We start from the raw sequence: 26389 nt of genomic DNA, 5'->3' as shown, positions 1-26389 counted from the left end.
GAGCCCCGGCGCCTGGGGGGGATAGGCACCGGGGCTCGTTCAGGGGGCTCGGCCACAGGGCGGCCCGGACATCGGCTAGGCCACGGCGTCGAAGCCGGTGTCGCGCGCCATCCGCTTGAGCTCCAGCAGGGCGTGCTTCTCGATCTGGCGGATCCGCTCGCGGGTCAGGCCGTGCTGCTTGCCGACCTCCGTCAGGGTCCGCTCGCGGCCGTCGTCGATCCCGTACCGCATCTTGATGATCGACGCGGTGCGCTGGTCGAGCTTGCCCAGCAGGTCCTCCAGCTCCTCGCTGCGCAGCAGCGAGAGCACGGACTGCTCGGGGGAGATCGCCGAGGTGTCCTCCAGGAGGTCACCGAACTGGGTGTCGCCCTCGTCGTCCACCGACATGTTCAGGCTGACCGGGTCGCGCGCCCAGTCCAGTACGTCACCGACGCGCTTCTCCGTGGAGTCCAGCTCGGCGGCGATCTCGGCGTGCTCCGGTTCGCGGCCGTTCTCCCGGTTGAACTCGCGCTGGACGCGGCGGATCCGGCCGAGCTCCTCGACCAGGTGGACGGGGAGGCGGATGGTGCGGGACTGGTCGGCGATGGACCGGGTGATCGCCTGGCGGATCCACCACGTGGCGTACGTGGAGAACTTGAAGCCCTTGGTGTAGTCGAACTTCTCCACGGCGCGGACCAGGCCGGCGTTGCCCTCCTGGATCAGGTCGAGGAGGGGCAGGCCGCTGCGGGGATAGCGCCGGGCGACGGCGACGACGAGGCGGAGGTTGGACCGGATGAACACTTCCTTGGCCCGTTCCCCCTCGGCGGCCAGCGCCTCCAGTTCCTCGCGGGTGGGCGTGTCCCCCTCGCGCTCCGTCGCGCCTTCGAGGATCTGCTGGGCGTAGACACCGGCCTCGATGATCTGGGAGAGCTCCACTTCCCTGGCGGCATCGAGAAGCGGGGTGCGCGCGATCTCGTCCAGGTACATCCCGACCAGGTCGCGGTCTGCGATCTCCCCGCCCACAGCGCGTGCGCTGCTCGTGGACTGACGGCGGGCGACGGCGCGGGTTGCCATGCGTGCTCCCTTGCGATGAGTTCGGTCGCGGTGCGGCTGCCGGACGGCCACCGTGGTGCGGTGGTGCGCCCTCGGACACTCTCCCGAGTGCCCGCTTCCGAAGGAAACAACGACTGGAAACGGGACAGAATTCCCACGCCGGTCCCTCTTTTTCGAGATCTTGCAGTATCCTGCCCCGCCACGAGAGGGGGCCGAATATCGCACGGCCTCGAAGAAATGCAGGTCAGCCCAGGAACGGGGTCGGTTCCGGCACAGCCCGCGGACTCGCGCCCGTGAGACGGCCGTCACGCTCGGCGTCACCGCCTTCACTCGGAGCGGTGCTGCCCTGGCTGCACTCCCACCCCTGAGGACGGCCCCCGCGGGCTTCTGGTTGCCTGGACACCCGTTCGGGTGAGGGCCGGGGCATATTTAGGCGGCACGGGACGTGGCCTCCGTAGCGTCGGGGACGTCGCTTGTGCCGCCCGGTCGGCGACGCCCACACTGATGAGGAGGTGCTGAACCATGACCGCTCTCGCCCACGAGACGCTGGAGGCCGCCATGCCGAAGGTCACGACTCCCCCGTCGGACCTCGACGATGTCCTCTGGCGGGCGTGGAAGGCCATGGAACTCCCCGAGGGCTACCACGCCGAGATCGTCGAGGGGTTCATCGAGGTGTCACCGACGGGACGCTACTCACACGCCCGGACCGCCAATCGCCTGCGCCGCGCGCTGGACACGGCACTCGGCGGCGGCGAATTCACCGCGTACCAGGACATGAACGTGATCCACGGGCGCAAGGTCTGGATCCCGGACGTGTTCGTCGCCCTGGAGGATGCCGAGGAGCACGTCGTGGAAGGCGGGCTCGGCATCGACGCGGCCGCCGTGCATCTGGTCGCCGAGGTGGTGTCACCCGACGCGGACAGTCGCGACCGCGACCGTGACCGCAAGCGGCGGGCGTACGCCCGGGCCGGGATTCCCGTGTACGTGATCATCGATGACTATCAGGGGCATGGCAGCGTCACCGTCCTGTTCGACCCTGTTCCGGGTGAGGCGCGGTACGCCTCCGAGACCACCGTGCCGTACGGGACAGCGGTGACCGTACCCGAGGGACCGGCCAAGGGATTCACCATCGACGAGTCGATCACCGGGGCCTTGAGGGGAACTTCTTAGCCGAACTGCAGGCTGCGCTTCGACAGGCCCATCCAGAAGCCGTCCACCGGGTCGCGGCGGGCTGCGAGGTCGCCGGTGGCGTCGGCCGCCCCGAGGGTGACGAAGAGCGGGGCGAAGTGTTCCGTACGGGGGTGGGCCAGGCGGCCCGACGGGGACTTGGCCTCGAAGTCGAGCAGGGCGTCGATGTCGCCGGCGGCCAGCGCCTCGTGGCCCCACGCGTCGAACTCCGCGGACCAGGCGGGGACGCCCGGGCCCGTGTGGCGCAGCGCGGCCAGGTTGTGGGTGAAGAAGCCGCTGCCGACGATGAGGACGCCCTCGTCGCGCAGGGGTGCGAGCGTGCGGCCGATGTCCATCAGGCGGCGCGGGTCCAGCGTCGGCAGGGATATCTGGAGGACCGGTATGTCGGCCTCCGGGTACATCTCCACCAGCGGGACGTACGCGCCGTGGTCCAGGCCGCGGTCCGGGATGTCCTGGACCGGGGTGCCGGGGGCCCGCAGCAGCGCCCGGACCGAGGCGGCCAGCTCCGGGGCGCCCGGGGCGCCGTAGCGGACCCGGTAGTAGTGCTCGGGGAAGCCCCAGAAGTCGTATACGAGCGGGGCGGGTTCGGTGGCGCCGAGGGCCAGGGGGGCCTCCTCCCAGTGGGCGGAGACCATGAGTATCGCCGTGGGGCGGGGCAGGTCCGCCGACCAGGCGGCCAGTTCGCCCGGCCAGACCGGGTCGTCGGCGAGCGGCGGCGCCCCGTGGCTGAGGTAGAGCGCCGGCATGCGCGTCCCGCCGGGGGGCGCGCCCGTGGGGGCGTGGGGTGCGGTGGCCGGGGTCATGGGGCGCTCCTCCGTCGTCGTTCAGGGCTGCCTCGAAAAGACTAACCCCGCTTGGTTCAAATTTGAACCAAGCGGGGTGTGCAGTCATTCCCGCAGGCGTGCGGCCCGGATCAGTGGGCGATCACCGGGACCTTGAACTCCGCGTCCTCGGCGGAGCCGGACCCCGAGGCCACCGGGTCGCCCGCGCCCGGACGGCCGGTGTTGATCAGGGCCAGGGCGATGGCCGCGCTGGCGGCCAGGATGCCCACCGCCCACCAGATGGCGGAGGCGTAGCCCTCGACCATGGCCTGCGCCTGCACCAGCTTGGCCGCGGCCCCGCCGGCGGCGGCCTCGGCCGCGTGGCCGGCCAGGTAGGCCGTGGTGGCCGAGGCGGCGATGGTGTTCAGCAGCGCCGTACCGATGGCGCCGCCGACCTGCTGCGAGGTGTTGACCATGGCGGAGGCGACACCGGCGTCGGCCGGGTTCACCCCGTGCGTGGACAGGGACATGGCCGGCATGAAGGCCGTGCCCATACCGAGGCCGAGCAGCAGCTGCGCCGGCAGGATCAGCGCCGGGTAGGAGGAGCCGACCTCCAGCTGGGTCAGGAGCAGCATGCCGGCCGCGGCGACCAGGAAGCCCGGGCCCATCAGCAGGCGCGGCGCGACACGGGTCATCAGGCGGGCACCGATCTGGGTGGAGCCCAGGATCATGCCCGCGATCATCGGCAGGAAGGCGAAGCCGGTCTTGACGGGCGAGAAGCCCTTCACGACCTGCAGGTAGTAGGTGAGGAAGAGGAACAGGCCGAACATCGCGATGACGGCCAGGCCGAGCGAGAGGTAGACGCCGCCGCGGTTGCGCTCCAGCAGGACGCGCAGGGGCAGCAGCGGGGACTTCACCTTGGACTCGACGAAGACGAACGCCGCGAGCAGGACCGCCGAGGCGACGAACATGGCCACGGTGACCGTGTCCGACCAGCCGGCCGACTCCGCGCGGGTGAAGCCGTACACCAGGGCCACGAGACCGGTGGTGGACAGGAGCACGCCGGGGATGTCCAGCGGGGCGCGGTTGCGGGAGCCGGCGGGCTCGCGGATGACCATCCAGGCGCCCACGGCCGCGACGACCGCGAAGGGGATGTTGACGAAGAAGGTCCAGCGCCAGTCGAGGTACTCGGTGAGGAAGCCGCCGAGGATCAGGCCGACGGCGCCGCCGCCGCCCGCGATCGCGCCGTAGATGCCGAAGGCCTTGGCGCGCTCCTTGGCGTCGGTGAACATCACCGCGAGCAGGGAGAGGGCCGCCGGTGCGAGCAGCGCGCCGAAGGCACCCTGGAGGGCGCGGGCGCCGAGCATCATGGCCTCGCCGTTCGCGGCGCCGCCGAGCGCGGAGGCCAGGGCGAAACCGACGAGACCGACGACGAAGGCGTTCTTGCGGCCCCACTTGTCGGCGATGCGGCCGCCGAAGAGGAGCAGTCCGCCGAAGGCCAGCGCGTACGCGGTGATGACCCACTGGCGGTTGCCGTCGGAGATGCCGAGGTCGGTCTGGGCGGAGGGCAGGGCAATGTTCACGATGGTCGCGTCGAGGACGACCATCAGCTGGGCCAGGGCTATGAAGACGAGCGCCTTCCAGCGGCTGGGATCGGCAGCCGACACGGGTGTCGCGGCTGTTTTCGGCATGGGGATACCCACTTCACTGTGCGGAATGACTGAAAAATGCTAGTTCGTAAGCTTTTGCGGTGTCACATGGTTTTCAGCGTCAGGTCTTCCAACGTGGCGGCGGAACCGGGGAGTTCGGAGCGGGCCGGGGCCCGCAGCCCGTCGAGGAAGAGCTGGAGATGACGGTGGGCGAAGCGGTCGGTGTCGAAGCATGCGGTGCCCGGGAGGGGGCGGCTGAGCTGGGAGAGGGCGACCATCAGGTCGCCGACGCCGATGTCCGCGCGGACCAGTCCGGACTCCTGCCCCGCGGCCAGCAGAGTCTCGACGGCCTCCGCCAACGCGGTGCGCGCCGCCAGGAGTTCGGGGTGGTCCTGGTCGAAGCCGTCGGCGAGCATCGGGCACAGGGCGCCGATCCGCTCGTCGGCGGCGGCGTGCGTGAACCGGCACAGCGCGGCGAAGGCGTCCGGCTCCTCGGCGAGTGAGGCCTCGGCCGAGGCCGTGACCCGCTCGGTCGTGAAGAGCACGACGTGGTGGACGAGGGTGTCGCGGTCGGGGAAGTGCCGGTAGAGGGTGGCGTTGCCGATGCCCGCCCGCCGGGCCACCTCGTCGAGGGGGGCCGCCGAGCCGAACTCGACGAAGGCCTCGCGGGCCGCCGCCAGGATCCGCTCGCGGTTGCGGACGGCGTCGGCGCGCGGTCGCGGTGCGGCGCCCGCGCGGGCGGCGTGGGCGCCGCAGGCCCGGCCGGCCTCCGGGGCCGCCGGGGCGGTCGGGGCGGTCGGGGCCGCCGGGGCGGTCGGGGCGGTCGGGGCGGGGCGCTTCATCTCCGGGGCCTCCCTGGGGCGGTGGTCGGATCGGGCGGTACGGGCCGCCCCCCAAACGGGGAGCCGTTCCCCGCTTGGCGGGGACTCACGTACAAACGGGGAACCGATCCCCGGTTATTTCACTCCCTCGTGTGAGCCGGGTCACGCCGCCGAGGGCCGCCCCTCACCGTTTGGCCTCTCCCGGCGCGCGGGCGCGGCGCGCCCGGCGGAGGGTGAATCGCACAGGGCGCAGACCGGACACGGCCGGCTGCCGCGGACCCGAGGGCGAGCTCCATGACGCAGACCCGCCGCCGGATACGCAGACCACACCTCACCGGCGCGTACATCGGCCTGACCGCGCTGGCGATCGGGGTCACGGCGACCGCGAGCACGGGGATATCCGGACGCGGTCAGTCCGCGGCCGGACCGGTGGCCACGACCGTCGAATCGGCGCTCGCGCCGTGCCGGATCGCCGGGACGATGGGCGTGCAGATGTCCGAGGGCATGCCGACCCCGCCCGGGTACTCGCGCTCGACGGGAGAGGTCCGGGCACTGAACCTGATGATCGACTTCCCCGACGCCAAGGGCGAGGGCACGGCGCTGGACCGGCTGGCGGAGTTCTTCCCGCAGACCTCCGACTGGTTCCGCACCAGTTCCTACGGCCGCCTGACCTACCGGGCCGAGGCGCCCATAGGGACCTGGCTGCGGATGCCGATGCCGTTCGCGGCGTACGGGATCGAGCGCGGGTCCTCGTACGAGCCGGGCTACCGGCAGCTCGTCGAGCACATCGCGAAGGCCGCCGACTCCGAGGTGGACTTCAGCCGGTACGACCTGGTCAACATCCTGGTCACGCCGAACGCCGGGCCGTCCGCCCTGGACACCGTGCTGTCGGTGACCTTCTCGGGCAACGGCGAGGCGCCGACGGCCGACGGGGTGCCGCTGTCCAACACGTCCTTCGTCTACAGCCGGCAGGACGACGGCTCCGGGACCTACCGGGAGACCGGCTACCGGGTGCTGCCGCACGAGAACGGGCACGTCTTCGGGCTGCCCGACCTCTACACCTCCGACGGCGGGAACACGGTCGGGCACTGGGACATCATGAGCGAGGACTGGGGCGCCAACAACGACCTGATGGGCTGGCACAAGTGGAAGCTCGGCTGGCTGGACAGCACCCAGATCTCCTGTGCGTCGAAGTCCGGTACGAGCGACCACGTCCTGACCCCGCTGGCGGCGGAGGGCGGCATGAAGCTGGCGTTCGTCCCGCTGTCGGAGAGCGCCGGGTACGCCGTGGAGGTGCGGACCCGGGCCGGCAACGACGAGGCCGTCTGCCAGCCCGGCGTCCTCATCTACAAGGTGGACTCCGACGTGGACACCGGGCAGGGCCCCGTGACCGTGTCGGACAGTTCGAGCGCGAGCGGCGGCTGCACCCGTCGGCCCAACGTGCACGCCGAGCTGTCGGACGCCCCGTTCCGGCCGGGTGAGACCTTCACCGACGACAAGGCCGGCATCAGCATCTCGGTGGTGGGCGAACTGCGCGACGGCAGCTACCAGGTCCGGATCATCCGGCCCTGACATCCTCCCGGGCCGCTGGAGGCTCCGGGGCCGCCGCCCGTACGCCCTCGCGGGCCGTCCGGGGGCGCGGCGGCCGCCGGTGCGGACCAGTGAGGATCAGTGCGCGAGGGCCTCGCGCAGGATGTCCACGACGGCGCCGCGGTGCGCGTCGGCGAGGAGGAAGAAGTGGTCGCCGTCGAAGCGGCGGACCCAGCAGGGGCCGGTCGTGTGCTCGGCCCAGCCGTCGAGCGGCTCGTGCGGGACCAGCGGATCGGCCGTGCCCCCGATGACGTGCAGGGGCACGTCAAGACGCACGTCCTCGAACCCGACGGCGGCCTCCCGGCCGAGGTCGAGGTCGGCGCGCAGGACGCGCGTGACGTGGGCGAGCATGTCCGGGTCCTGCAGGACCCAGTCCGGGGTGCCGCCGCCGTCCCGCAGCAGCCGGACGGCGTCCTCCTGGGTGCTGGTGGCGTGGGCCCGGCGCCGGGTCCGCCCGGGTACCTGGCCGCTGACGACGGCGGCGCGGCAGTGCGGGCCGAGGAGCTGCGCGGCGCGGGTCGCGAGGAGCGCCCCGAGGCTGTGGCCGAAGACCACGGTGGGCAGCGGGTCCCGGCCGAGCACCTCGTCGGTGACGGAGTCCAGCACCTCGTCGAGACGGCAGCCGGGGGTCTCGCCGAAGCGGCGTTCCCGGCCGGGCAGCGACAGTCCGAGCACCTCGACGTCGTCGGGCAGCGGATCGACGAGGGGGAAGAGGGTGTTGGGGCCGGCGCCGGAGTGCGGGAACACCAGCAGGCGCAGCCTGGGCGCGGCCGCCTCCCGCAGCCGCAGCAGCGGCCACCAGGGGGCGGCGGAGGAGGACTTCACCGTGGTCATGTCGTCCGTCCCGGTCACGGGCAGTGGATGATCTGGCCGGCGTAGGACAGGCCGCCGCCGAACGCGAAGAGCAGCACGGGGGCTCCCTTCGCGATCTCGCCGCGCTCCACGAGCTTGGAGAGCGCGAGCGGGATGCTGGCGGCCGAGGTGTTGCCGGAGTCGACGACGTCCTTGGCGATGACGGCGTTGACCGCGCCGATCTTGCGGGCCAGGGGCTCGATGATCCGCAGGTTGGCCTGGTGCAGGACGACGCCGCCCAGGTCCTCGGGCTTGACGCCCGCCCGCTCGCACACCTGGAGCGCGACCTTCGGCAGGGCGGTGGTGGCCCAGCGGTACACCGACTGCCCCTCCTGGGAGAAGGTGTGGGACGGCGCCTCGATGCGGACGGCGTGCCCCATCTCGGGTACGGATCCCCACACGACCGGGCTGACCAGGGACTCCTCGGAGGCGACCACGACGGCCGCGCCGGCTCCGTCGCCGACGAGGACGCAGGTGGTGCGGTCGGTCCAGTCGGCGAAGTCCGTCAGCTTCTCCACGCCGATGACGAGGGCCTTGGTCGCGGAACCGGTCCGGATGCTCTGGTCCGCCAGCGCCAGCGCGTGCGGAAATCCAGAGCAGGCCGTGTTCACGTCGATCGCGGCCGGGGACCTGGCGCCGACGGCCGCCGCGACGCGGGCCGCCATGTTGGGAGAGCGGTCCTGCGCGGTGCAGGTGGCCACGATGACGAAATCTATGTCCGCTCCGGTCAGCCCGGCATTGGCCAGAGCGTGTGCTGCGGCCTTCGCCGCCATGTCCGAAACCGACTCGTCCGCGGCGGCCACCCGGCGGGTCCTGATCCCGACCCGGCTCTGAATCCACTCATCAGTGGTCTCGACCATTTGCTCCAGATCGGCGTTGGTCAACACCTTCGACGGCTGATAGTGGCCGAAGGAAAGGACGCGGGACCCGACCATCAGTGTTTCTCCTCGTTCCATGGACCCTGACCCGGATCCGGATTGACCCATGGTCAGCCTAAGCAGCGGCCCGGCCGGCCCCCTACGGCGCTCACGCCCACCAGCCGATCCGCGCCACAGTCGTCCAGGGACGGGGCGTGGGTCAAGATCGCGTGCTGAAGTCGCCGGAGGGGCGGGGCGGGCTCGACCCCGTGGTCCCTCGACCAGGCTCCGCCGTACCCTGGCGTACGTCACCGCCGGGCGGCCATTTCCCGCCAGCGCACCCCAGTCGTTCAAGCCACATCCGAACGGCTCGAAACCGACCCCCGGGCGACGGGCGGAACCACCCCGAACCGGACACCAGGCACCCCGAACGCCCCGGACGCCGCGGACGCCCTCACTCGCCAGCGAGAACCCCCGCGATCAAACTCGATCACTTTCGGTGCAACCGGCACGCACGCCCCGTCGTCCCCATCGGCAAGGCGTTCACGCGTATCGAAAATACGTTCGCATCGACCGGCGACTATGCGTACCTTGAACGCGCTTCACTTTCTGAACCAGTTCAATACCAAGGGGGGACCGGTGCACCGACACCGCGTCATGATCTCGGCTGCCGTCGTAGCGGCAGCCATCGGCTTCGTACCGACCGCGGCCCAGGCCGCCGACCAGCCCGCGGAGCGCCAGGGGAGCGTCTCCGCCCAGGTGGAAGCCGCGAAGGCGGCAGCGGCGAAGTCCGCCGTCTTCCACAGCCCGGCCGAGCGCACGGTCCGTACGACCGGCAAGGCGGCGGCCGCTCAGGCCGCGGGAGCTGCGGGGACCGCGGGAGCCGCGAAGGACAACGCCGGCCTCGCGGTCGACCTGCGCGCCACGGCCACCACCGCGCGCGGCATCAGCCTCGCGTCCCAGGTCACCACCGGCGTCGACACCCCCGTCCGGGTCGACATCGACTGGGGCGACGGGAAGACCGACACCGAGCACGTCACCAGGACGAAGCTCCTGACCTCGAAGCACACCTTCGCCGAGGTCGGAAAGCACAAGGTCACGGTCACTCTGACCGACCAGAACAACAACGTGACCGCCACCAACAGCGTCGAGGTCCAGTCCCTCGGCTCGAAGTTCACCCCGCACACTCCGACCCGGCTGCTCGACACCCGGTCCGGAATCGGCGGCACCAACCGCCCGGTCTCCCCGTACGGCGTGGCCCGCGTGAAGGTCGGCGGCAACAGCGGCATCCCGGCCGACGCGACCGCCGTGGCGCTCAACATCACCGTCGTCAGCCCCCGTTCCGGCGGCCACATCACCGCCTACCCGTCGGGCACGGAGCAGCCGACCACCTCGAACGTCAACTTCGTCGCGGGTCAGACCGTGCCGAACATGACCATCGTGCCGGTCGGTGCGGACGGCTACGTCGAGCTCGTCAACCGCAGCTACGGCGACGTCGACCTGCTCGCGGACGTCACCGGCTACTTCAGCCCCTCCGCCAGCGCCGGCGGCTACACCTCACTGAACCCGTTCCGTATCGCAGACAGCCGTACGGGCCAGGGCACTTGGGGTCAGGTCGCCGGGCAGAGCACGTTCGGACTCCAGGTCGCCGGCAACGGCGCGGTCCCGGCGAGCGGCGTCACCGCCGTGGCCCTCAACGTCACCGTCACGGCCCCCCGCGGCGCGGGGCACCTGACCGTCTTCCCGAGCGGGCAGGCGGCGCCGGGCACGTCGAACGTGAACTTCAAGGCCGGTCAGACCATCGCGAACTCGGTGATCGTCCCGGTGGGCTCCGACGGCAGGATCAACATCCGCAACGGCGCCTGGGACCCGGCCGACGTCATCGTGGACGTCGTCGGCTACTACAGCCCCGGCAGCAAGGCCTCCTACATCCCGACGCCGCCGACGCGTCTGCACGACTCGCGCGAGTGGGACTTCCCGGTCGAGGGGCAGGACTACCGCTGGCTGCCGCTGTCGGACGGCGACCCGACGGTCACGGCGTTCGTCCTGAACACCACGGTCACCGACACCCAGGGCAGCGGGCACCTCACGGTCGCCCCGGACCCGAACACCTGGGCGCAGTACCTGAACGAGACCGCGAAGTGGCCGACCCCGCCGAACTCCTCCAACCTGAACTGGACGAAGGGCGAGACCGTACCGAACCTGGTCCAGGCGAGCACCGGAGCCACCGGCGTCATCGACTTCTGGAACCGCGGCTGGGACCGCACGCACCTCGTCGTCGACATGTTCGGCTTCTACGAGAAGGACTGACCCCCGCCCTCACCGAGCGGCCCCGGCCGCCCGTACGACCGTGCCCCGGAACCAGCCGCACAGGCTGGTTCCGGGGCACGGCCCGCTCCGGGGAGCCTGGCTCAGTCGGCCCGGGGGCCCGAGAGGGCGGGCTCGGGCTCGGCACTGGTCGCGGACGCGGTCGGGGCCGGGGCCGCGGGCCGGTCCGCCGGACGACGCCGCTCCACCGCCTTCTGCACGCGCCGGCCCAGGCGCTGCATCGGCATCTCGACCAGGTGGTACATCAGGTGGCTGACGGCCACCACGACACCGAGGAAGATCGCCGTCCAGGCGATCCTGCCGAGCGTCGAGGACGGCTGCGGCGGAATGCCCAGCAGCGGCTCGATGGTGCGCAGCAGCGGGATGTGCAGCAGGTAGACGGAGAAGCTGATGGCGCCGAGCCAGGTCAGCACCTTCGGGAAGCGGCGCCTGCGCAGGAGGAAACCGACGGCGAAGAGCGCCCACGCCGCCAGGTAGGCCACCGACCAGGCCTTCCAGCCGGAGGACCAGGTCAGGTCGAGGACCTTGCCGTGGTTGTAGAGCCGGCCGGCCAGCGCACCCGCGACGACGACGAACCCGCAGGCGAGCAGGGCCGGGACCCGGCCGAGCTGCCCGTGCTGCGCCCGGTAGACGACCGTACCGGCGAACATCGTCGAGAAGATCATCCAGGTCTCGAAGGCGGGGGCCCGGCCGTTCAGCGTGACCAGGACCAGGCCGATGCCGCCGAGCAGCAGGGCGCCCACCCCGGTCAGCGTGCGGTTGCCGCTGAGCACACCGGCGAGGCCCACGAGGACGACCGGCGTGACGATCAGCAGGAGCATGCGGGTCGAGCCGAGTTCCGCGTTCAGCAGCTGGGTGCCGACGGCCGTACCGGTCACCAGCGCCAGGCCGGCCAGGCCGACCGCGATCGGTGCGCTGTGCCGGTGCAGACCGCGGGTGAACAGGGCGGTGACGAGGAAGTAGAAGACCATCTCGTAGCAGAGCGTCCAGGTGACGTTCATGCCGTTGATCACGCCGAGCAGGTCCTGCAGCATCAGGCCGTTCGCCACCAGCGAGGCCAGGTTGTCACCGGTGCGCAGCAGCGCGACCGACCCGTCCCCGGCCGGCAGGATCATCATCGACAGGACGAAGGCGGCGATCAGGGCCGGGTAGATCCGGAAGATCCGGCCGATCCAGAAGCCGCGGACGTCTCCCCGCCGCTCCAGGGAGGCGGGGATGATGTAGCCGCTGACGATGAAGAAGAGCATGACGCCGAACAGGCCCATGTCGAAGTTCCGCCAGACGGCGCCCCCGAAGGGCAGCATCCGCAGGACGTCGAAGTGGTGAAGTGCCACGATCAGGGCGGCGATGCCGCGCAGCGCGTCGAGCCAGCCGAGCCGGGCACCCGACGCCGCGGCCGGCTCCGTGGCCGGCGCGGCGGACGTCCGCCGGGTGAGTATGGGTATGAGCTTCACCGCAGGGACGATATCCGACGTCCGACACCCGGCAGCAACGATCCACCGAGGGGTGAGGTCGGCCACACCGCGCGACGCCCCGCCGACGGGACGTCAGGGCGAAGCCGAACCGCACCGCAATCGGGGCGACCGCGGGCAGGGTGATCCGCTAGGCTGTCAGCGGTCACGAGGCGGTCTCCGCCGAGGCCACGCCCGCCTTCGTAGCTCAGGGGATAGAGCACGGCTCTCCTAAAGCCGGTGTCGCAGGTTCGAATCCTGCCGAGGGCACAGTCGAGGACCCCCCGCCGTAAAACGGCTGGGGGTCCTCTTCGCGTTGTGGTTGGATGGCGCACGTGTCGCGTGACGCCGCCTACTGAGATGTGGGCCGGGCGGTGGTTGGGCAGGCACCTGCTTGTGAAGGACCGGGCCCATGGGCACATACGCCACCGGCTACGGGTGATCTCCCTCGGTTGTAGACGCTGCCGTCGCACGCACGCACACACCGTGAGGACATCCACACTCCGTGTCATCTTTCAACGAGAACGTCATCGCAGAGTTCAGGGCCAACGCCGGCAAGGTCGGCGGGCCCTTCGAAGGGGCCGAGCTGCTCCTTCTCACCACCACCGGCGCCAGGTCCGGCACGCCGCACACCGTCCCCCTCGGGTTCCTGCGCGACGACGGCGGCACGCCGCTCGTCGTCGCGTCCGCCGCCGGGGCCGACCGGCACCCCGCCTGGTACCACAATCTCCTCGCCCGCCCCCTCGTCCAGGTCGAGACCGGGACCGAGGAGTACGAGGCGGTCGCCGTGCCCGCCGCCGGGGCTCGGCGCGACGAGCTGTTCGCGCAGGTCGTCCGTGCCGAGCCCGGGTACGGGGAGTACCAGGAGCGCACCGCGCGGGTGATCCCCGTCGTGGCGCTGCAGCGCACGCACGAGGCCCCCGAGGAGGAGGGCGGGATCGCCGGGAAGCTGCTGAGCGTGCACGGCTGGCTGCGGGCGCAGCTGGCCCACGTACGGGAGCTCGCGGCGGACGGCGCGCGGGAGGCGGGCGCCCGGGAGGACGGGGCGGCCTCGCTCGGGCTCCAACTGCGCCAGCACTGCCTGGCGTTCTGCCACACCCTGGAGTTCCACCACCGCAGCGAGGACGCGGGGCTCTTCCCGTACCTGGAGCAACAGCATCCGCAGATGAGGGAGTTCTTCCGCCGTGTCGACGCCGAGCACCGCGTCATCGCACGGCTTCAGGAGGAGCTCGTACGGGCCCTGGACGCGACCGGGCCCGGCAGCGGGCCGGCCGCCGGCGAGAGGTTCGGCGAGGGGTTCAGCGAGCGGGTCGAGCGCATGAGCCGGGAGCTGGAAGCCCATCTCGACCGGGAGGAGGCTCAGTTGCTGCCGGTGCTGCGGGCTCTGGGAGCGTGACGCGGGCCTCGGCGCCGCCCTCCGCCCGGTTTCGGAAGGCGAGGGTGGCGCCGAGGACCTGCGCCTGGCCGACGGCGATGGTCAGGCCCAGCCCGTGGCCCTTGTTCGTGCCCTCGGTACGGAACCGCTGCGGGCCGTTCGCGATCAGGTACTCCGGATAGCCCGGCCCCGCGTCGGTCACCGTCAGCGTCGGGCCGTCCACCGTCACCGTGACCGGGGCGGCACCGTGCCTGTGCGCGTTGGCCACGAGGTTGCCCAGGATCCGCTCCAGGCGGCGCCGGTCCGTCTCCACCCGCGGGGAGGCCAGCACCGTCAGGGCCGTGTCCGTCCCGGACGCGCGGATCGTGCGGGCCGCCAGGTCGGCCAGGTCGTGCGTGTCCAGCTCCACGCGTTCGCTGCGCGTGTCCAGGCGGGAGATCTCCAGCAGGTCCTCGGTCAGCGCGCGCATCGCCCGCACCCGGTCCCGTACGAGCTCGGCCGGGCGCCCCGGCGGCAGCAGCTCGGCTGCCGCGTTCAGGCCGGTCAGCGGGGTGCGGAGCTCGTGGGCGACGTCCGCCGTGAACCGCTGCTCCGCCTCCAGCTTGCGCTGGAGCGAGGAGGCCATGGTGTCCAGGGCCCGGGAGACCGCCGCCACCTCGTCCTTGTTGCGGGGTGCGTCGCCGACCCGGGCGTCCAGGTCGCCGGCGCTGATCCGGCGGGCCACCTGCGCGGTCACGTGCAGCCGCCGGGTGATCCGGGTGACGCCGGCCGCGCCGATGAGGAGGGTGACGCCGATGGCGAGGCCCGAGGAGCCGAGGATGGCGCGGTCGAGGTTGAGGATGGTCCGCTCGGCTCCGCGGAAGTCCACGAACACCGCGATCGCGGTGCCGTCCTCGGCGGGCGCGGCCGCCCACATCACGGGGCGCCCGCGGTGCGTGCCGACCTCCGTGCCGCGTTTCCCGCCGCGCGCCATGGCGTGCAGCCCCGGGGGCAGGCCCGCGGGGTCGATGCCCTCGCCCCGGGGCAGGCGCGCGCCGGTCTCGTACCCCTGGATGCTCCGCTCCAGCTTGGTGAGCGCCTTCTCGCGCGCCGTGCCGACGGTCTGGCGGGTCATGGCACCGTGCACGAGGCACCCGAGCAGCGCGGCGAGCCCGCAGCACATCAGGGTGATGAAGACCGCGGCCTTCCAGGTCAGGGTCGAGGTCCAGGCCGGCAGCCGCAGGCGGGGCCGCAGCCGCGCTCCGCGCTGCATCTCGTTCATGGTCAGGTCACGGTAATCGGCCCGCCCGGGCGGGTGAGCGGCGGGATCCGGCCTGATCCCGCGAGATCCGGCCGTAATCGAGCTGTGCCGGTCCGGATCGGACCCGCCCGACGCGCCGGGCCCGGCCCGGCCCGCTCCCGGCCGGCCCATGACTCAGGGCGCTCGAAGCCCTCCCGGCCGGGGCCGGAAGGGCTGCGCCATCGCGGATGCGACCCCTGCGACTGCGGGGTCAGCTCAGGCCGCTGGTGCGTTCGCCGATGCGGTCACCCTGCGGAGTGCCGGCCCGCTTGAGATCGGCCTTCGTGTGCAGTCCGCCCTTGACCTTGCTCCGTACAGGACCGTCGAAGCCGTGGCCCGGGGGGCGGGGCGGCTGGGAGGTGGTCTCCTGCGCCTTCGCGATGGCCGCCCGGACGTCCCGCTTCTGCTCTTTGTTCATCCCGTCGTCAACTCCCTCAGGAAGCACCCAATCGGACTACTGGGATCGTATGCATATATACGGAGCAACGCACCCGGACCGGAACGTAAAGAAATCAAGGAGTCGAGCCGGTCGCCGAAGCCGGACGTTCCGGCGCTCCCAACGCCGCCCGGATGACCTCCTCCGGGCAGGGCGTGCCTCGCGGCAGCTGGTACTTCCCCGCCACGCGGTACTCCCCCGGCCCCGGGACCAGCAGCTCGGTCCACACGTCGCCCTCACCGTCCGGGAGCGCTTTGAACAGGCAGCCGGCCGTGTTCGCGAACTCCTTCGGCACGGCACCCCGCGCCTTGGACTCCGCGGTCTCCTGCGGCGGCGGCACCGGCTTCCCGGCCGCGTCCACCAGCCCCAGCCACGGCGAGTGCGGGATCCGCACCAGCACCCGCCCGGCCTGCTTCACGTCGATGACCAGCTGGTCGGCGCCCGCCCGCACCACGCTCGCCGGCCCCCTCACCAGGTTCGCCGGCGCGTCGACCTTGAAGAGCTGCCAGTTCGCGTCGCCCCACACCTGCTGGAGGTACGGGAGCCCCGCGCGCACCAGTTTCGCCTCGTCCTCGCCGCCCGAATCGGGTTTGTCGGCCGGCAGCACCACGTAGTGCACGGCCCAGCGCTCCAGCCACGCCCGGTAGCTGTCGGCGGTGAGGGTGTCGTCGTAGAAGAGCGGGTTGCGCTCCAGGTCGGCCTGCCGGTTCCAGCCGCGCGCGAGGTTCACGTACGAGGGGAAGGCGGAGGACTCGCGGTGGCTGCTGACGGGCACCACCTCGACCCGGCCGCGGTCCGCGCCGGCCTTCTGGAGCTGGTCCACGAGCGGGGCCAGCTCCCGGTTCCAGGCGGCCACCGGGGTGGTGCGGACGATGTCCGTGATGCTGTTGGTGGTGATCCAGGCGTTCAGCCCGACGAACGCGAGCAGCACCCCGTACCACCGCCGCGAGCGCGGGACCTCGTACGGGAGGGCCGCGAGCAGCACGGCGCCGCCGAACAGCATCACCATCCTGGTGACGTTCGAGCCGACCTGGGAGTCGATCGCCCAGGTCAGGAAGACCCCGAGGGCGTAGACCGCGGCGGCGATCCGGACCGTCTTCCAGCGCCGCGGCACGAGGAAGAAGATCAGCAGCCCGAACAGGAACGGCAGCCCCGCCGAACCGATCTTCATCGGCTGGGTCCCGGAGAACGGGAAGAGCCAGGCCGACAGCCCGACCACGGCCACCGGCGCCAGCCCGAGCGCGTACGCACCGGGGCGCCGCCGGCTCAGGAACAGCGCGGCCGCGACCACCCCGAGGAACAGGCCCGCGACGGGACTGGCGGCGGTCGCGATCCCGGCCAGCGGGGCCGCGACCGCGGCCTTCGCCCAGCGCCGCCGCGCCCACTTGCGGGGCCAGCAGAAGACCGCCGCGACCGCGCCGAGGGCGAACATCGCACCGAGACCGAAGGTGACCCGGCCCGAGAGCGCGTTGCAGAACAGCCCGTACGCCCCCGCCAGCGCGGGCCACAGCGGCTCCCGCACGGCCCCGCGGCAGCGGGTCAGGATCAGGGCGAGGAGCCCGGCCGAGACGGTGCCCGCGATCATCATCGTGGTCCGTACGCCGAGCATGTGCATGAGGTACGGCGAGACCACGCTGTACGAGACGGGATGCATGCCGCCGTACCAGGCGAGGTTGTAGGCCGAGTCGGGATGCCGGCCCACGAACTCCGCCCAGGCGTCCTGCGCGGCGAGGTCACCGCCGCTGTTGGCGAAGGCGAGGAACCAGACGACGTGCAGCACGGCCGCGACCACGGTGGCGACGGCCACCGGGTGGCGGCGCAGCGGATCGAGGACGCGGCTACGGGTGCGCCGCGGGGGCCCCTCCGGCGGCTCCTGCTGCCCCTGCTGCCCCTGCTGCCCCTGCTGCCCCTGCTGCGGCGGCAGGGCGCCACGGCCCGGGCCGCCACCGGCTGCCGACGGGACGGCTGCTCCGCGCCTGCCCTGCTGCTCAGCGGTGGTCACTGCCGCACTCCCCAACACATGGATCCCACCGGCACGCGTCCGCGCGTCCCGGGTCCGACGACAGGGCCTGGGCCCTGTCGCGTCCGGCCGGCGGACCGGGCGGACACTCGCTAGACGCGCACCGGCGCCCCGGGGTTGCCCGGGGCGCCGGATCAGCGCTCTCACTGCGGCGTCCGTGGCCGTCCGAGGACGGCCACGGACGGCGGCCAGCCGGTCGGTCGGCCGGGCGGCCGCTCAGTCGGTCGGCCGGTCGGCCGGTCAGCCGATGCGCGTCAGCTTGCTGCCGATGCCCGGCGAGGCCAGGTCGCTCTTGAGCGCCACCGGCACCTTGACCTGGCTGGCGCCCTCGCCGACGGTCAGCATGCCGACCTCGGTGCCGGCCGTCGCGGTCTGCGGCATCTTGCTCCCGCCGTCCGCCAGCTTCACGGTCACGGTCAGCGACGCCCATCCGATCGCCTGCACGTCGGCGGTGGCCACGACCGGCGTCCGGCCGCCGAGCCCATCGTCGACGTAGCCGACGACGTCACCCTTCTTGACGACGGTCGCGCCTTCGAGGGCCTTCTGCGTACCGGTCATCAGCTGCTTGCTCGCCGCGAGCACGGTGTCGATGATCGACGGCTTGTGCTGGCCGAGAACCGCTCCGACGATCAGCTGGTTGGTGTTGCCGATCTTCTTCTGCGCGGCGAAGAGCAGGTTTCCGCCCGCCTTCGTCGTCGTACCGGTCTTGATGCCGAGCGCACCGCTGGGTCCGGTCAGACCGTTCCAGTTGCGCCAGCTCTTGCCGGACGGGTCGACCCAGTTCGGCTTCTTGGTGATGTCGAGCAGCGTCTCGATCTCGACCAGCTTCAGACCCAGCTTCACCTGGTCCTCGGCGGTGCTGACCGTGGTCGCGTCCAGACCCGAGGGGTCCGTGTACGTGGTGTTGGTCATGCCGAGTTCCTTGGCGGTGTCGTTCATCTTCTTGACGAACGCCTCCTGGGAACCGGAGTCCCAGCGCGCGAGGAGCCGCGCGATGTTGTTGGCCGACGGGATCATGAGGGCGGCGATCGCGTCGTACTCGGAGATCTTGTCGCCCTCCTTGACCGTGTCGAGGGTGGACTCGTTGTTGACGGAGTCGTTCTTCTTGCCCTCGGTCTCGGCCGTCTTGTCGACGTCGATCATCGCGCCCTGCTCACCCTTCTTTATGGGGTGGTCGCGCAGGATGATGTAGGCCGTCATCGACTTGGTGACGCTCGCGATCGGCACCGGCTTCTGCTCGCCGGACTGGCCGAGCGTGCCGAGGCCGGCGGCCGCCATGTACGCCTGTCCCTCGGTGGGCCAGGGCAGCTGCGGCGCGGCGCCCTCGAAGGTGTACGAGGACTTCGCGGTCATCACGAGCTTCGGCTCGGGCAGCGGGCGTACGAGCTGCACGACGGCCAGGATGACCGCCAGGAGCACGACGAGCGGCGCGTAGATCTTGAACCGGCGGACGGCGGTGCGCAGCGGGCTCGGCGGCGGGGGCGGGTTGTTCGTCAGGTCCGCCAGCATGTCGAGCGGCGGCTTGGGCGGCAGCGGCTGCTGCGTGGTCCGCTCGCTCTGGTCGCTCCGGTCGAACCGCTCGGTGGCGGCCGCCGCGGAGGCCGACGGGGTCGGCGGGGGCGGCGGAACCGGGGTCTTCGGCTTCGGCTTCGCCTCGGCCGTGCCGTCACCGTCGGTGCGCAGCGGCACGAAGGTGCTGGGCTTGGGGGCGCGGAAGACGGCGGTGCGCTCGCTGTCGGCGTCCTGGTCGGCGGGAACCGGAGCCGTCGACGGAGCGGAAGCGGAAGCCGATGCGGAAGCCGGCCTCGCGAGGGTGGGCTTCGGCTTCTGCCCGCCCTCGGGCTTCACCGTGTCCACCTTGGGCACCCGGAACACGGCGGTGCGCTCACTGTCCGCCGCCGCCTTCGGCTCCACCGAAGCGGAACCGCCCTTGTCGGCCTCGGCCGACGGCTTGACCGCCGCGCCGGAGCCGGGCTTCACCGCACGGAACACAGCGGTGCGCTCGCTGTCCGCGGCCGGAGCCGCAGCCTTCGGCTCCGCAGAAGCGGAACCGGCTGCCTCGGTCTCGGCCGACGGCTTCGCCGCCGTACGGGACGCAGTCCCCTCGGCCTCAGCCGACGGCTTTTCCGCCCCGCCGGAGCCCGGCTTCACCGCACGGAACACGGCCGTACGCTCGCCGTCCGCGGCCGGAGCCGCAGCCTTCGGCCCGGCCGGCTCAGACGGCTTCGCCGAGCCGGACCCCGCCGTACGGGACGCAGTCCCGTCCGCTTCGGCCGACGGCTCGGCCGTACCCGCGGAAGCGGAACCGGAAGCGGCCGCACGGGACGCAGTCCCCTCGGCCTCGGCCGACGGCTTGGCCGACGCCGGGCCGGACCCCGCCGTACGGGACGCAGTCCCGCCGGCCTCGGCCGCAGGCTCCGGCTCGGGAGCGGCGGAGCCGGAAGCGGAAGGCTTGGCGTCGTCCGGCCCAGGTGCCTCCGTCGTGGCGACCCAGGCCGCCACCGCCTCGCGCAACGCATCCCGCCCGCCGGCCTCGGCGTCAGCGTCCGCATCGGCCTCGACTTCGGCCTCCGCGTCGGCCGCGACCTCAGGCTCGGCATCGGCCTCGGCCGGAACCACAGGCTCGGCATCGGCCTCGGCCGGAACCACAGGCTCGGCATCGGCCTCGGCCGGAACCACAGGCTCCGCGCCACTTTCGCCCTTACGGGCGACCACGGCACCGTCCTCGGATTCCCTCGGCCGGAACACCGACACCCTCGGGTCGCACTGCGCGGACGACTCCGCCGCCCCCGGCGTTCCTTCATCTACCGACTTGTCGGGGGACTCGCCCGCCACCGCTCCTCCTCATCGCCGCCGTGTTCGGCTGTCCGAATGTCTAACAGTGTCCCGTCTAGAGAGCATCGCCCCCGTGCCAGACGAGAACGACATAGCTGCGGGTTCCCCCACAAACCGGCCACGCGCTCTCGACAGATGAATGTGAGAGGCGTCACCCTGTCACTCATCCACGCGGGGAGGCATGGATGGGCAGGAGCCGCAGAACAATTCCGGAGGAGCTTCTGCTGCTCGCCTTGGACCCGGCCACGGGTACCACGGCGCAGCCGCAGTCGCTCGACCTCGGCCTGGCCGGGGCACAGCTAGTGGAGCTGGCTCTGGCAGGACGGATAGCCCCTGATGGGGATCGTATCGCCGTGGTGATGCCACGGCCGACAGGAGATCCGACTCTGGACTCCGCACTGGAACTGCTGCGCAGGCGCGGCAGCCCGGTACGGGCCGTCCACTGGATCGGCGGACCCCGGCTGGGGCTTCGTCAGATTTACCTCGCGCACCTGGAGCGCTGCGGCATGGTCCACGCCGTCGCGGGACAAATGTGCGGGGTGTTGCCGACGACTCGCTACCAGGCGACCGACACGGACATCAGCCGGGAGATCCGAGCCCGGCTCGACAGTGCGATCCGCACCGGCGTACCGCCGGACCCGCGGACCGCGGCGCTCGCCGCACTGGCCCACGCGGTCGGACTCGGCAAGCACCTGTACCCCGGCAACGAGGGGCGCTCGTCCAGATCCCGCCTGCGGGACCTGATCAGGCACGACCCGATGGGCGGACTCGTGGCGCACGCCGTGATGGACGTCCAGAACGGTGTGGCCGCACAGCCACGCCGGGACCGCGCACCGGCACCGCCGGCCCGGCCCGCGGCGGGCGGCGTCCCGCTGCAGCCGCGCCGCACGGGTGCGATGGCACGCGTGGCCGCGCACTGATCCACCGCCGGTGGGGCCCGGACACGGTCCGGGGTCCCCACCCCTGTTCCACAGCTCCACCACCGCACAGCTCCACCACCGCACAGCAGCGCCACCGCACAGAACCGCCAGCGCGCGGGGTGACGGGGCCGGTCCGCCGGCTCCGCCGCCCCGCGCGTCTGTGTTTTCCCTGCCGTTCCCCAGCGCCGCCGCCCGCTTCGGTGGCAGTCTGCTGAACATCAGACACGCAGAGAGACAGCTGCACGACAGAACACGACAGAAGAAGGCGGAGGTGCCGTTCACGTGGCGTCCAATGTCAATCCCACCGTCCGACGCCGCCGACTCGGAATGGAGCTGCGCAAGCTCCGCGAGGACAAGGGCATGACGGCCGAACAGGTCGCCGAGCGCCTCCTCGTCTCCCAGTCGAAGATCAGCCGACTCGAGAACGGCCGCCGTTCGATCAGCCAGCGCGACGTCCGCGATCTGTGCGACGTGTACGAGGTCGAGGACCGCCGGCTGATCGACTCCCTGATGCAGATGGCGAAGGACTCCCGCCAGCAGGGCTGGTGGCACGCCTTCGGCGACATCCCCTACAGCGTCTACATCGGGCTGGAGACCGACGCCGCCAGCCTGCGCACGTACGAACCCCTGGTGATCCCGGGCCTGCTCCAGACCACGGAGTACGCCCAGGCCCTCGTCCGCGGCGCGTGGCCGGAGACCGCCCCGGCCGATGTGGACAAGCGCGTCCAGGTCAGGATGCACCGCCAGAAGCGGCTCTCCGAGACCGAGAACAACAATCCGGACCTCGGCCCGCTGCGCCTGTGGGCGGTCATCGACGAGGCCGCGCTGCGCCGGCACGTGGGTGACGCCCAGCTGATGACCCGGCAGCTGGAGTACTTGATAGAGCAGTCGGAGCAGCCGCACGTCACGGTGCAGGTCATGCCGTTCGAGCTGGGCGCGCACCCCGGCGTGAACGGCCAGTACGCGATCCTGGAGTTCCCGGACGCGTCCGACTCGACGGTCGTCTACATCGAGGGCGTGACGAGCGACCTGTACCTGGAGAAGGCCAACGACGTCCAGAAGTACAGCGTGATGTACGAGCACCTGCGCGCCCAGGCCCTGGGTGTGGACCAGACACGCGAGTTCATCCTGCGGATCATCGCCCAATATGCCGACAAGGGTGAATAGTCCTGTGACGCATGGGGCTGGACGGTCGAAGGGGCGGCACCGTACACCGTCGATCCCCAGCCACAGAAGGCTTGAATGGAATATGCCACTCGGTCGGGTGAATGCTTCCTTCACCCGTCAGGAGCTGCGGGTAGCGTCGATCAGGTCAGCCGGAAATGGCCGACAAGACACCGGAACTACTCGCTCACCGGAGAGAAACATGGCTATTCGCCAGGGCGCCACCGACAACTGGGTCAAGTCCTCCTACTCCGCCAACGGCGCCTGCGTCGAGGTCAAGTCCCCTGTGGTGGAGTCGATCGCCGTACGTGACTCGAAGGTGCAGGACGGTCCGTCCCTCACTTTCGCGCCCGGCTCGTGGACCTCGTTCGTCGCCGATGTGACCGAAGGCCGGCTGGGACGCATGGTCTGAAGACCTCGACGCGCCCCTGCCGCACCACCACCCCAAGCACCACCTGCACCACCCAAAGCACCACCAGCACGACAGGCACCACTCGCACCACCTGCACTACCCGCACCACCTGCACCACTGACTGGAGCCCTCTCGACCGGTCCGCCGTCCTGGCCGAGGGGGCTCGGCCATGCCCGCGTCAGCGCAGCTGATCGACGTACCGGTCGGTCCCCGGCACCGTCGGGATGAACGGAGCCACGAGCTCCACCCGCCCCAGTCCCGCCTCCGCGACCTCCGCGTCCAGTCCCCGGAACCGGTCCCAGCAGGTCCGGGGGTCCTCCTCCAGGAACCACAGCAGCGTGAGGCGCGTGTCGACCCCCTCCACCTGCTTGACGTACGTCATCCGGTCACCGGGCAGCGGCGTCGGCCGGAAGACGGTCACCATCGCCGCCGGGGAGCCGTGCAGCCGCTTCGGCAGGGCCCGTGAGCGCAGCCACTCCAGCAACTCGGCCCGCTGCTCGGGGCCGTCGGCGTCGACCACCTGCACCACCAGCCCGGCGTACGGGTAGTCGAGCGCGTGGTAGTCCCGCGGGCCGGCGGCGCCGTCGCGGTAGACGGTCGCCGCGTGGTCCTGGAAGGCCGTGAAGACGTGGGTCCGGTCCTGATAGACGCGGCCGTCGCGATTCAGCCGCTGGTTGATGCCGACGGTCCACTTCATGTGCTCGTCGTAGCGGCCCTCGGTGACCCAGTACGTCGATATGTAGCAGCCGGCGGTGACCGGCTGGGCGACGGCCGACTTCTCCGGGTAGCGCAGCTCCTGGAGTTCACGGGTGGCCACCCAGCGGCGGCCGGCGTACATCCAGGGCATGGCCATCGCGCCCGCGTAGTAGTGGTCGTCCTCGTACCAGCGGTTGTACGCGTACTCGTGGCCCGGGTGCGGCTCGACCATGGTGATCAGCGCATGGCCGGGGCGGACTCCGTAGGGGCCGACGGCCGCCAGCGCGGCATAGTCGTCGACGCGGGTGCCGGCGTCCTGGCGCGGGTCCTGCTCTCCTGTCGTCATGGGACCGGTCTAGCTGATGTGGCGTCAGATCGGGAGAGGGCGGGCGGCGCCGCGTCCACACTCCGACACATCCATGCCATCTACACGTTTCTCTCGCTACGCTGCGCGCACCCGTCTCCCGGAGGAGCTCCCGTGCCCGCTGCCGCTGCCGCTGCCGTCACCGCAACGACCACGACCACCGGCGCCACCACCGCCACCGCCGCTGCCTCGGCACCGCCGCCCGCGTTCGCCGCCCGCGCCACCTCGGTCGAGGGCTCCCCCGTACGAGAGATCCTCGCGCTCACCCAGCGGCCCGGGATCATCTCCTTCGCCGGCGGCCTCCCCGCGCCCGAACTCTTCGACACCGAGGGCCTGCGCGCCGCGTACGACGCCGCCTTCGCGCTGTCGGCGCGCCGCGCGCTCCAGTACTCGACCACCGAGGGTGCGCCCGAGCTCCGCGCCGCCGTCGCGGCGCGGGCCACGGCGCGCGGGCTGCCGACCGGCGCGGACGACGTACTCGTCACCTCCGGCTCCCAGCAGGCCCTCACCCTCATCACCGCGGCCCTGATCGAACCGGGCGACGTGGTGCTGGTCGAGAACCCCACCTACCTCGCCGCCCTCCAGTGCTTCCGGCTGGCGGGAGCCCGCGTGGTGGCCGTGCCCTGCGACGAGGAGGGCCTGCTGCCGGACGCGCTCGCCGAGCTCGTCGCGCGGGAACGGCCGAAGCTGCTCTACACGATCCCCACCTTCCAGAACCCGACGGGCCGCACCCTGCCGGCCGCCCGCCGGGCGGCGGTCGCGGACATCGCGGCCCGGCTCGGCCTGTGGCTGGTGGAGGACGACCCGTACGGGGACCTGCGCTACGAGGGCGACGACGTCCCGTGGCTCGCCGCGCACCCGGGCGCGGAGGACCGTACGGCCCTGCTGGGCAGCTTCTCGAAGATCATGGCGCCGGGGCTGCGCCTGGGCTGGCTCCGTGCGCCGGCGGCGCTCCTGCGGGCCGCGGTGGTCGCGAAGCAGGCGGCGGACCTGCACACCTCGACGGTCGACCAGCTGGCCGCGGCGCACTACCTCGCGACGGTGGACCTGGACGCGCACATAGCCGCCGTGCGCACCGCCTACCGCGAGCGGCGCGACGCCCTGCAGAGCGCCCTGAGCCGGACCCTCCCGGCGGACCACGACTGGAACCTGCCCGAGGGCGGCATGTTCGTCTGGGCCCGGCTCCCGAAGGAGTACGACGCGACGGCCCTGCTGCGGACGGCCGTGGCGCACGGCGTCGCCTTCGTCCCGGGTGCCCCCTTCCACACGGGCACCCCGGACTCCCGCACGCTGCGCCTGTCCTTCACGACGCACACCCCGCACGAGATCGCCGAGGGCGTGGGCCGCCTCGGCGCGGCCCTGGCGGAGTACGCCGCGACGCCGGGCGGCGACCACGGCGGGCCGTGGGCCCTCAGTGCTGGAGCCCGGCTTTGAGCAGCACGATGAGCAGCCCGAGGAACAGGTTGACCACACCGGCGACCGCCATCAAGCGGCGCGACGCGCCGGCGCGGTAGGCCGCCACTGTCGCCCAGCCGACCTGACCGGCCAGGGCGGTCAGGAGGGCCAGCCAGATGATGCCCTGCGGCCCCAGGTCGAACAGCGGGCTGACGGCCACGGCGAGGGCCGGCGGGACGGCCGCCTCGATGATCGGGCGCTCCTCCCGCGCGGTGCGCCGGATCACGCGCCAGCTGAGCCGGCCCGCCAGGCGGGCCCCGAAATGGCGGGCGAAGACGTGGGCGGCCCAGAAGACGACGGCGGTGCCCAGCAGCAGGATGACGAGGTGCAGCCGCGGGAACGAGCCGAGCGAGCCGGCGCCGACGATGACGGAGGCGGCGAGCAGCGAGCCGTAGACGGCCCCCGCGTAGTCGCCGCGGACCTCCTCGGAGGCTTCCGCGGAGGCCTCGTACGAAGCCTCCCGCAGGGCCTCCGGGCGGGGCCCGGGACGCGGCTCCGCACCGGGGCCGGGACGCGGCTCCGCGCCGGGGCCGGGACCCGGCTCCCCGGCGGGCTCCGGCCGGCCCCACGGGCCCGGCTGCGGCCCCGGCTCCGGACCGTGGTCCGAGGCCACTACGACGCGGCTCCGGCTCCGGACCCCGCGGTGGGCCACTTCAGCTCGATCTCCATCTCGATCTCCCCGTCGCCGACCTCGACCTCGATCTCGGTACGGAGTTCGTCGGGGACCCGCAGGGTCATCGTGCCGGGGCCGAGTCGCAGTTCGACGTTGCCGCCGTGCCGCAGCGCCTCCGCGAGCGCGGACAGCTGATCGGCGGCCTCTAGGCGAGAAAGGGAACTCTTCTGCTCGAACTTGAGGTCCTTCACTGCTGTCTCCTATCCGCCACGACCACAACCACGACCAGCG

At 71.9% G+C, this 26389-nt stretch carries 22 protein-coding genes and 1 tRNA gene; 9 read left to right on the top strand and 14 right to left on the bottom strand.

The window, feature by feature from the left end:
- Window positions 1–75: 75 nt before the first annotated feature.
- Complete coding sequence (locus tag AAT21_RS22940; protein ID WP_046778825.1) at window positions 76–1053, bottom strand: sigma-70 family RNA polymerase sigma factor; 978 nt, start codon at window positions 1051–1053, stop codon at window positions 76–78.
- Between the two features lie 501 nt (window positions 1054–1554).
- Here AAT21_RS22940 and AAT21_RS22935 point away from each other — a divergent pair.
- Window positions 1555–2202 (top strand): Uma2 family endonuclease, encoded by a 648-nt coding sequence (locus AAT21_RS22935; protein WP_046778824.1) that lies wholly within the window; start codon window positions 1555–1557, stop codon window positions 2200–2202.
- Here the strand turns inward: AAT21_RS22935 and AAT21_RS22930 are convergent.
- From AAT21_RS22930 to AAT21_RS22920, 3 genes are all read right to left on the bottom strand, one after another.
- Window positions 2199–3023 carry a dioxygenase family protein gene (locus tag AAT21_RS22930; protein ID WP_046778823.1) on the bottom strand — a complete coding sequence of 275 codons (825 nt, stop codon included), beginning with the start codon at window positions 3021–3023 and terminating at the stop codon, window positions 2199–2201. The genes AAT21_RS22935 and AAT21_RS22930 overlap by 4 nt on opposite strands.
- Before the next feature lie 110 nt (window positions 3024–3133).
- Complete coding sequence (locus AAT21_RS22925; protein WP_046778822.1) at window positions 3134–4672, bottom strand: MFS transporter; 1539 nt, start codon at window positions 4670–4672, stop codon at window positions 3134–3136.
- 62 nt (window positions 4673–4734) lie between these two features.
- Entirely contained in the window at window positions 4735–5472 is a 738-nt protein-coding gene (locus AAT21_RS22920; protein WP_046778821.1) for a TetR/AcrR family transcriptional regulator, read from the bottom strand.
- A gap of 273 nt (window positions 5473–5745) precedes the next feature.
- On the opposite strand from AAT21_RS22920, the gene AAT21_RS22915 reads away from it, so the two are divergent.
- Entirely contained in the window at window positions 5746–7023 is a 1278-nt protein-coding gene (locus AAT21_RS22915) for a M6 family metalloprotease domain-containing protein (RefSeq protein WP_046778820.1), read from the top strand.
- Window positions 7024–7119: 96 nt separating this feature from the next.
- Here AAT21_RS22915 and AAT21_RS22910 read toward each other — a convergent pair whose 3' ends face one another.
- On the bottom strand, window positions 7120–7893 hold the full coding sequence (locus tag AAT21_RS22910) for a thioesterase II family protein (RefSeq protein ID WP_046778819.1): 774 nt from the start codon (window positions 7891–7893) through the stop codon (window positions 7120–7122).
- Window positions 7890–8828 carry a beta-ketoacyl-ACP synthase III gene (locus tag AAT21_RS22905; protein ID WP_046778818.1) on the bottom strand — a complete coding sequence of 313 codons (939 nt, stop codon included), beginning with the start codon at window positions 8826–8828 and terminating at the stop codon, window positions 7890–7892. The genes AAT21_RS22910 and AAT21_RS22905 overlap by 4 nt, the downstream gene beginning before the upstream one ends.
- A gap of 561 nt (window positions 8829–9389) precedes the next feature.
- Between AAT21_RS22905 and AAT21_RS22900 the strand changes: the two genes are divergently transcribed.
- Window positions 9390–11060 (top strand): hypothetical protein, encoded by a 1671-nt coding sequence (locus AAT21_RS22900; RefSeq protein WP_157879773.1) that lies wholly within the window; start codon window positions 9390–9392, stop codon window positions 11058–11060.
- A 101-nt stretch (window positions 11061–11161) separates the two neighbouring features.
- Here AAT21_RS22900 and AAT21_RS22895 read toward each other — a convergent pair whose 3' ends face one another.
- Window positions 11162–12532 (bottom strand): acyltransferase family protein, encoded by a 1371-nt coding sequence (locus AAT21_RS22895; protein ID WP_052757948.1) that lies wholly within the window; start codon window positions 12530–12532, stop codon window positions 11162–11164.
- A 194-nt stretch (window positions 12533–12726) separates the two neighbouring features.
- On the opposite strand from AAT21_RS22895, the gene AAT21_RS22890 reads away from it, so the two are divergent.
- A tRNA-Arg gene (locus AAT21_RS22890) sits at window positions 12727–12799 on the top strand.
- Between the two features lie 235 nt (window positions 12800–13034).
- Window positions 13035–13925: a nitroreductase/quinone reductase family protein gene (locus AAT21_RS22885; RefSeq protein ID WP_046778816.1), complete on the top strand. Its 891-nt coding sequence runs from the start codon at window positions 13035–13037 to the stop codon at window positions 13923–13925.
- Here the strand turns inward: AAT21_RS22885 and AAT21_RS22880 are convergent.
- The 4 genes from AAT21_RS22880 to AAT21_RS39270 form a co-directional block, all read right to left on the bottom strand.
- On the bottom strand, window positions 13828–15165 hold the full coding sequence (locus AAT21_RS22880) for a sensor histidine kinase (RefSeq protein WP_079025894.1): 1338 nt from the start codon (window positions 15163–15165) through the stop codon (window positions 13828–13830). The genes AAT21_RS22885 and AAT21_RS22880 overlap by 98 nt on opposite strands.
- A gap of 229 nt (window positions 15166–15394) precedes the next feature.
- Window positions 15395–15601, bottom strand: a complete 207-nt coding sequence (locus AAT21_RS22875; RefSeq protein WP_220819254.1) for a hypothetical protein — start codon at window positions 15599–15601, stop codon at window positions 15395–15397.
- A 94-nt stretch (window positions 15602–15695) separates the two neighbouring features.
- Window positions 15696–17621, bottom strand: a complete 1926-nt coding sequence (locus tag AAT21_RS22870; protein ID WP_052757947.1) for a hypothetical protein — start codon at window positions 17619–17621, stop codon at window positions 15696–15698.
- Window positions 17622–17879: 258 nt separating this feature from the next.
- On the bottom strand, window positions 17880–20354 hold the full coding sequence (locus tag AAT21_RS39270; RefSeq protein ID WP_235439113.1) for a D-alanyl-D-alanine carboxypeptidase family protein: 2475 nt from the start codon (window positions 20352–20354) through the stop codon (window positions 17880–17882).
- A gap of 305 nt (window positions 20355–20659) precedes the next feature.
- On the opposite strand from AAT21_RS39270, the gene AAT21_RS22860 reads away from it, so the two are divergent.
- From AAT21_RS22860 to AAT21_RS22850, 3 genes are all read left to right on the top strand, one after another.
- The gene (locus AAT21_RS22860) at window positions 20660–21394 is read left to right on the top strand and encodes a GOLPH3/VPS74 family protein (protein ID WP_046778813.1); all 735 of its coding nucleotides are present in this window, start codon (window positions 20660–20662) and stop codon (window positions 21392–21394) included.
- Window positions 21395–21676: 282 nt separating this feature from the next.
- Complete coding sequence (locus AAT21_RS22855) at window positions 21677–22561, top strand: helix-turn-helix domain-containing protein (RefSeq protein ID WP_046778812.1); 885 nt, start codon at window positions 21677–21679, stop codon at window positions 22559–22561.
- A 199-nt stretch (window positions 22562–22760) separates the two neighbouring features.
- On the top strand, window positions 22761–22970 hold the full coding sequence (locus AAT21_RS22850) for a DUF397 domain-containing protein (RefSeq protein WP_046778811.1): 210 nt from the start codon (window positions 22761–22763) through the stop codon (window positions 22968–22970).
- Between the two features lie 178 nt (window positions 22971–23148).
- On the opposite strand, the gene AAT21_RS22845 is transcribed toward AAT21_RS22850, so the two are convergent.
- Window positions 23149–24012 carry a hypothetical protein gene (locus AAT21_RS22845; RefSeq protein ID WP_046778810.1) on the bottom strand — a complete coding sequence of 288 codons (864 nt, stop codon included), beginning with the start codon at window positions 24010–24012 and terminating at the stop codon, window positions 23149–23151.
- 132 nt (window positions 24013–24144) lie between these two features.
- On the opposite strand from AAT21_RS22845, the gene AAT21_RS22840 reads away from it, so the two are divergent.
- Complete coding sequence (locus AAT21_RS22840) at window positions 24145–25464, top strand: aminotransferase-like domain-containing protein (protein WP_046778809.1); 1320 nt, start codon at window positions 24145–24147, stop codon at window positions 25462–25464.
- Here the strand turns inward: AAT21_RS22840 and AAT21_RS22835 are convergent.
- Together AAT21_RS22835 and AAT21_RS22830 are read right to left on the bottom strand one after the other, a co-directional pair.
- Entirely contained in the window at window positions 25442–25951 is a 510-nt protein-coding gene (locus AAT21_RS22835; RefSeq protein WP_046779025.1) for a hypothetical protein, read from the bottom strand. The genes AAT21_RS22840 and AAT21_RS22835 overlap by 23 nt on opposite strands.
- A 146-nt stretch (window positions 25952–26097) precedes the next feature.
- The gene (locus AAT21_RS22830; protein WP_046778808.1) at window positions 26098–26349 is read right to left on the bottom strand and encodes an amphi-Trp domain-containing protein; all 252 of its coding nucleotides are present in this window, start codon (window positions 26347–26349) and stop codon (window positions 26098–26100) included.
- Window positions 26350–26389 lie beyond the last annotated feature (40 nt).

This window comes from Streptomyces yangpuensis (assembly GCF_001005295.1).
Lineage (GTDB): Bacteria > Actinomycetota > Actinomycetes > Streptomycetales > Streptomycetaceae > Streptomyces > Streptomyces yangpuensis.
This window is presented reverse-complemented; position numbering and strand designations above follow the sequence as displayed.

Bases quoted from the DNA above. Each gene is read 5' to 3' on its own strand.
- AAT21_RS22860 (WP_046778813.1), top strand. From the start codon at position 20,660: ATGGGCAGGAGCCGCAGAACAATTCCGGAGGAGCTTCTGCTGCTCGCC.
- AAT21_RS22880 (WP_079025894.1), bottom strand. From the start codon at position 15,165: ATGAACGAGATGCAGCGCGGAGCGCGGCTGCGGCCCCGCCTGCGGCTG.
- AAT21_RS22845 (WP_046778810.1), bottom strand. From the start codon at position 24,012: ATGACGACAGGAGAGCAGGACCCGCGCCAGGACGCCGGCACCCGCGTC.
- AAT21_RS22930 (WP_046778823.1), bottom strand. From the start codon at position 3,023: ATGACCCCGGCCACCGCACCCCACGCCCCCACGGGCGCGCCCCCCGGC.
- AAT21_RS22935 (WP_046778824.1), top strand. From the start codon at position 1,555: ATGACCGCTCTCGCCCACGAGACGCTGGAGGCCGCCATGCCGAAGGTC.
- AAT21_RS22905 (WP_046778818.1), bottom strand. From the start codon at position 8,828: ATGGTCGGGTCCCGCGTCCTTTCCTTCGGCCACTATCAGCCGTCGAAG.
- AAT21_RS22915 (WP_046778820.1), top strand. From the start codon at position 5,746: ATGACGCAGACCCGCCGCCGGATACGCAGACCACACCTCACCGGCGCG.
- AAT21_RS22850 (WP_046778811.1), top strand. From the start codon at position 22,761: ATGGCTATTCGCCAGGGCGCCACCGACAACTGGGTCAAGTCCTCCTAC.
- AAT21_RS22875 (WP_220819254.1), bottom strand. From the start codon at position 15,601: ATGAACAAAGAGCAGAAGCGGGACGTCCGGGCGGCCATCGCGAAGGCG.
- AAT21_RS22920 (WP_046778821.1), bottom strand. From the start codon at position 5,472: ATGAAGCGCCCCGCCCCGACCGCCCCGACCGCCCCGGCGGCCCCGACC.
- AAT21_RS22925 (WP_046778822.1), bottom strand. From the start codon at position 4,672: ATGCCGAAAACAGCCGCGACACCCGTGTCGGCTGCCGATCCCAGCCGC.
- AAT21_RS22940 (WP_046778825.1), bottom strand. From the start codon at position 1,053: ATGGCAACCCGCGCCGTCGCCCGCCGTCAGTCCACGAGCAGCGCACGC.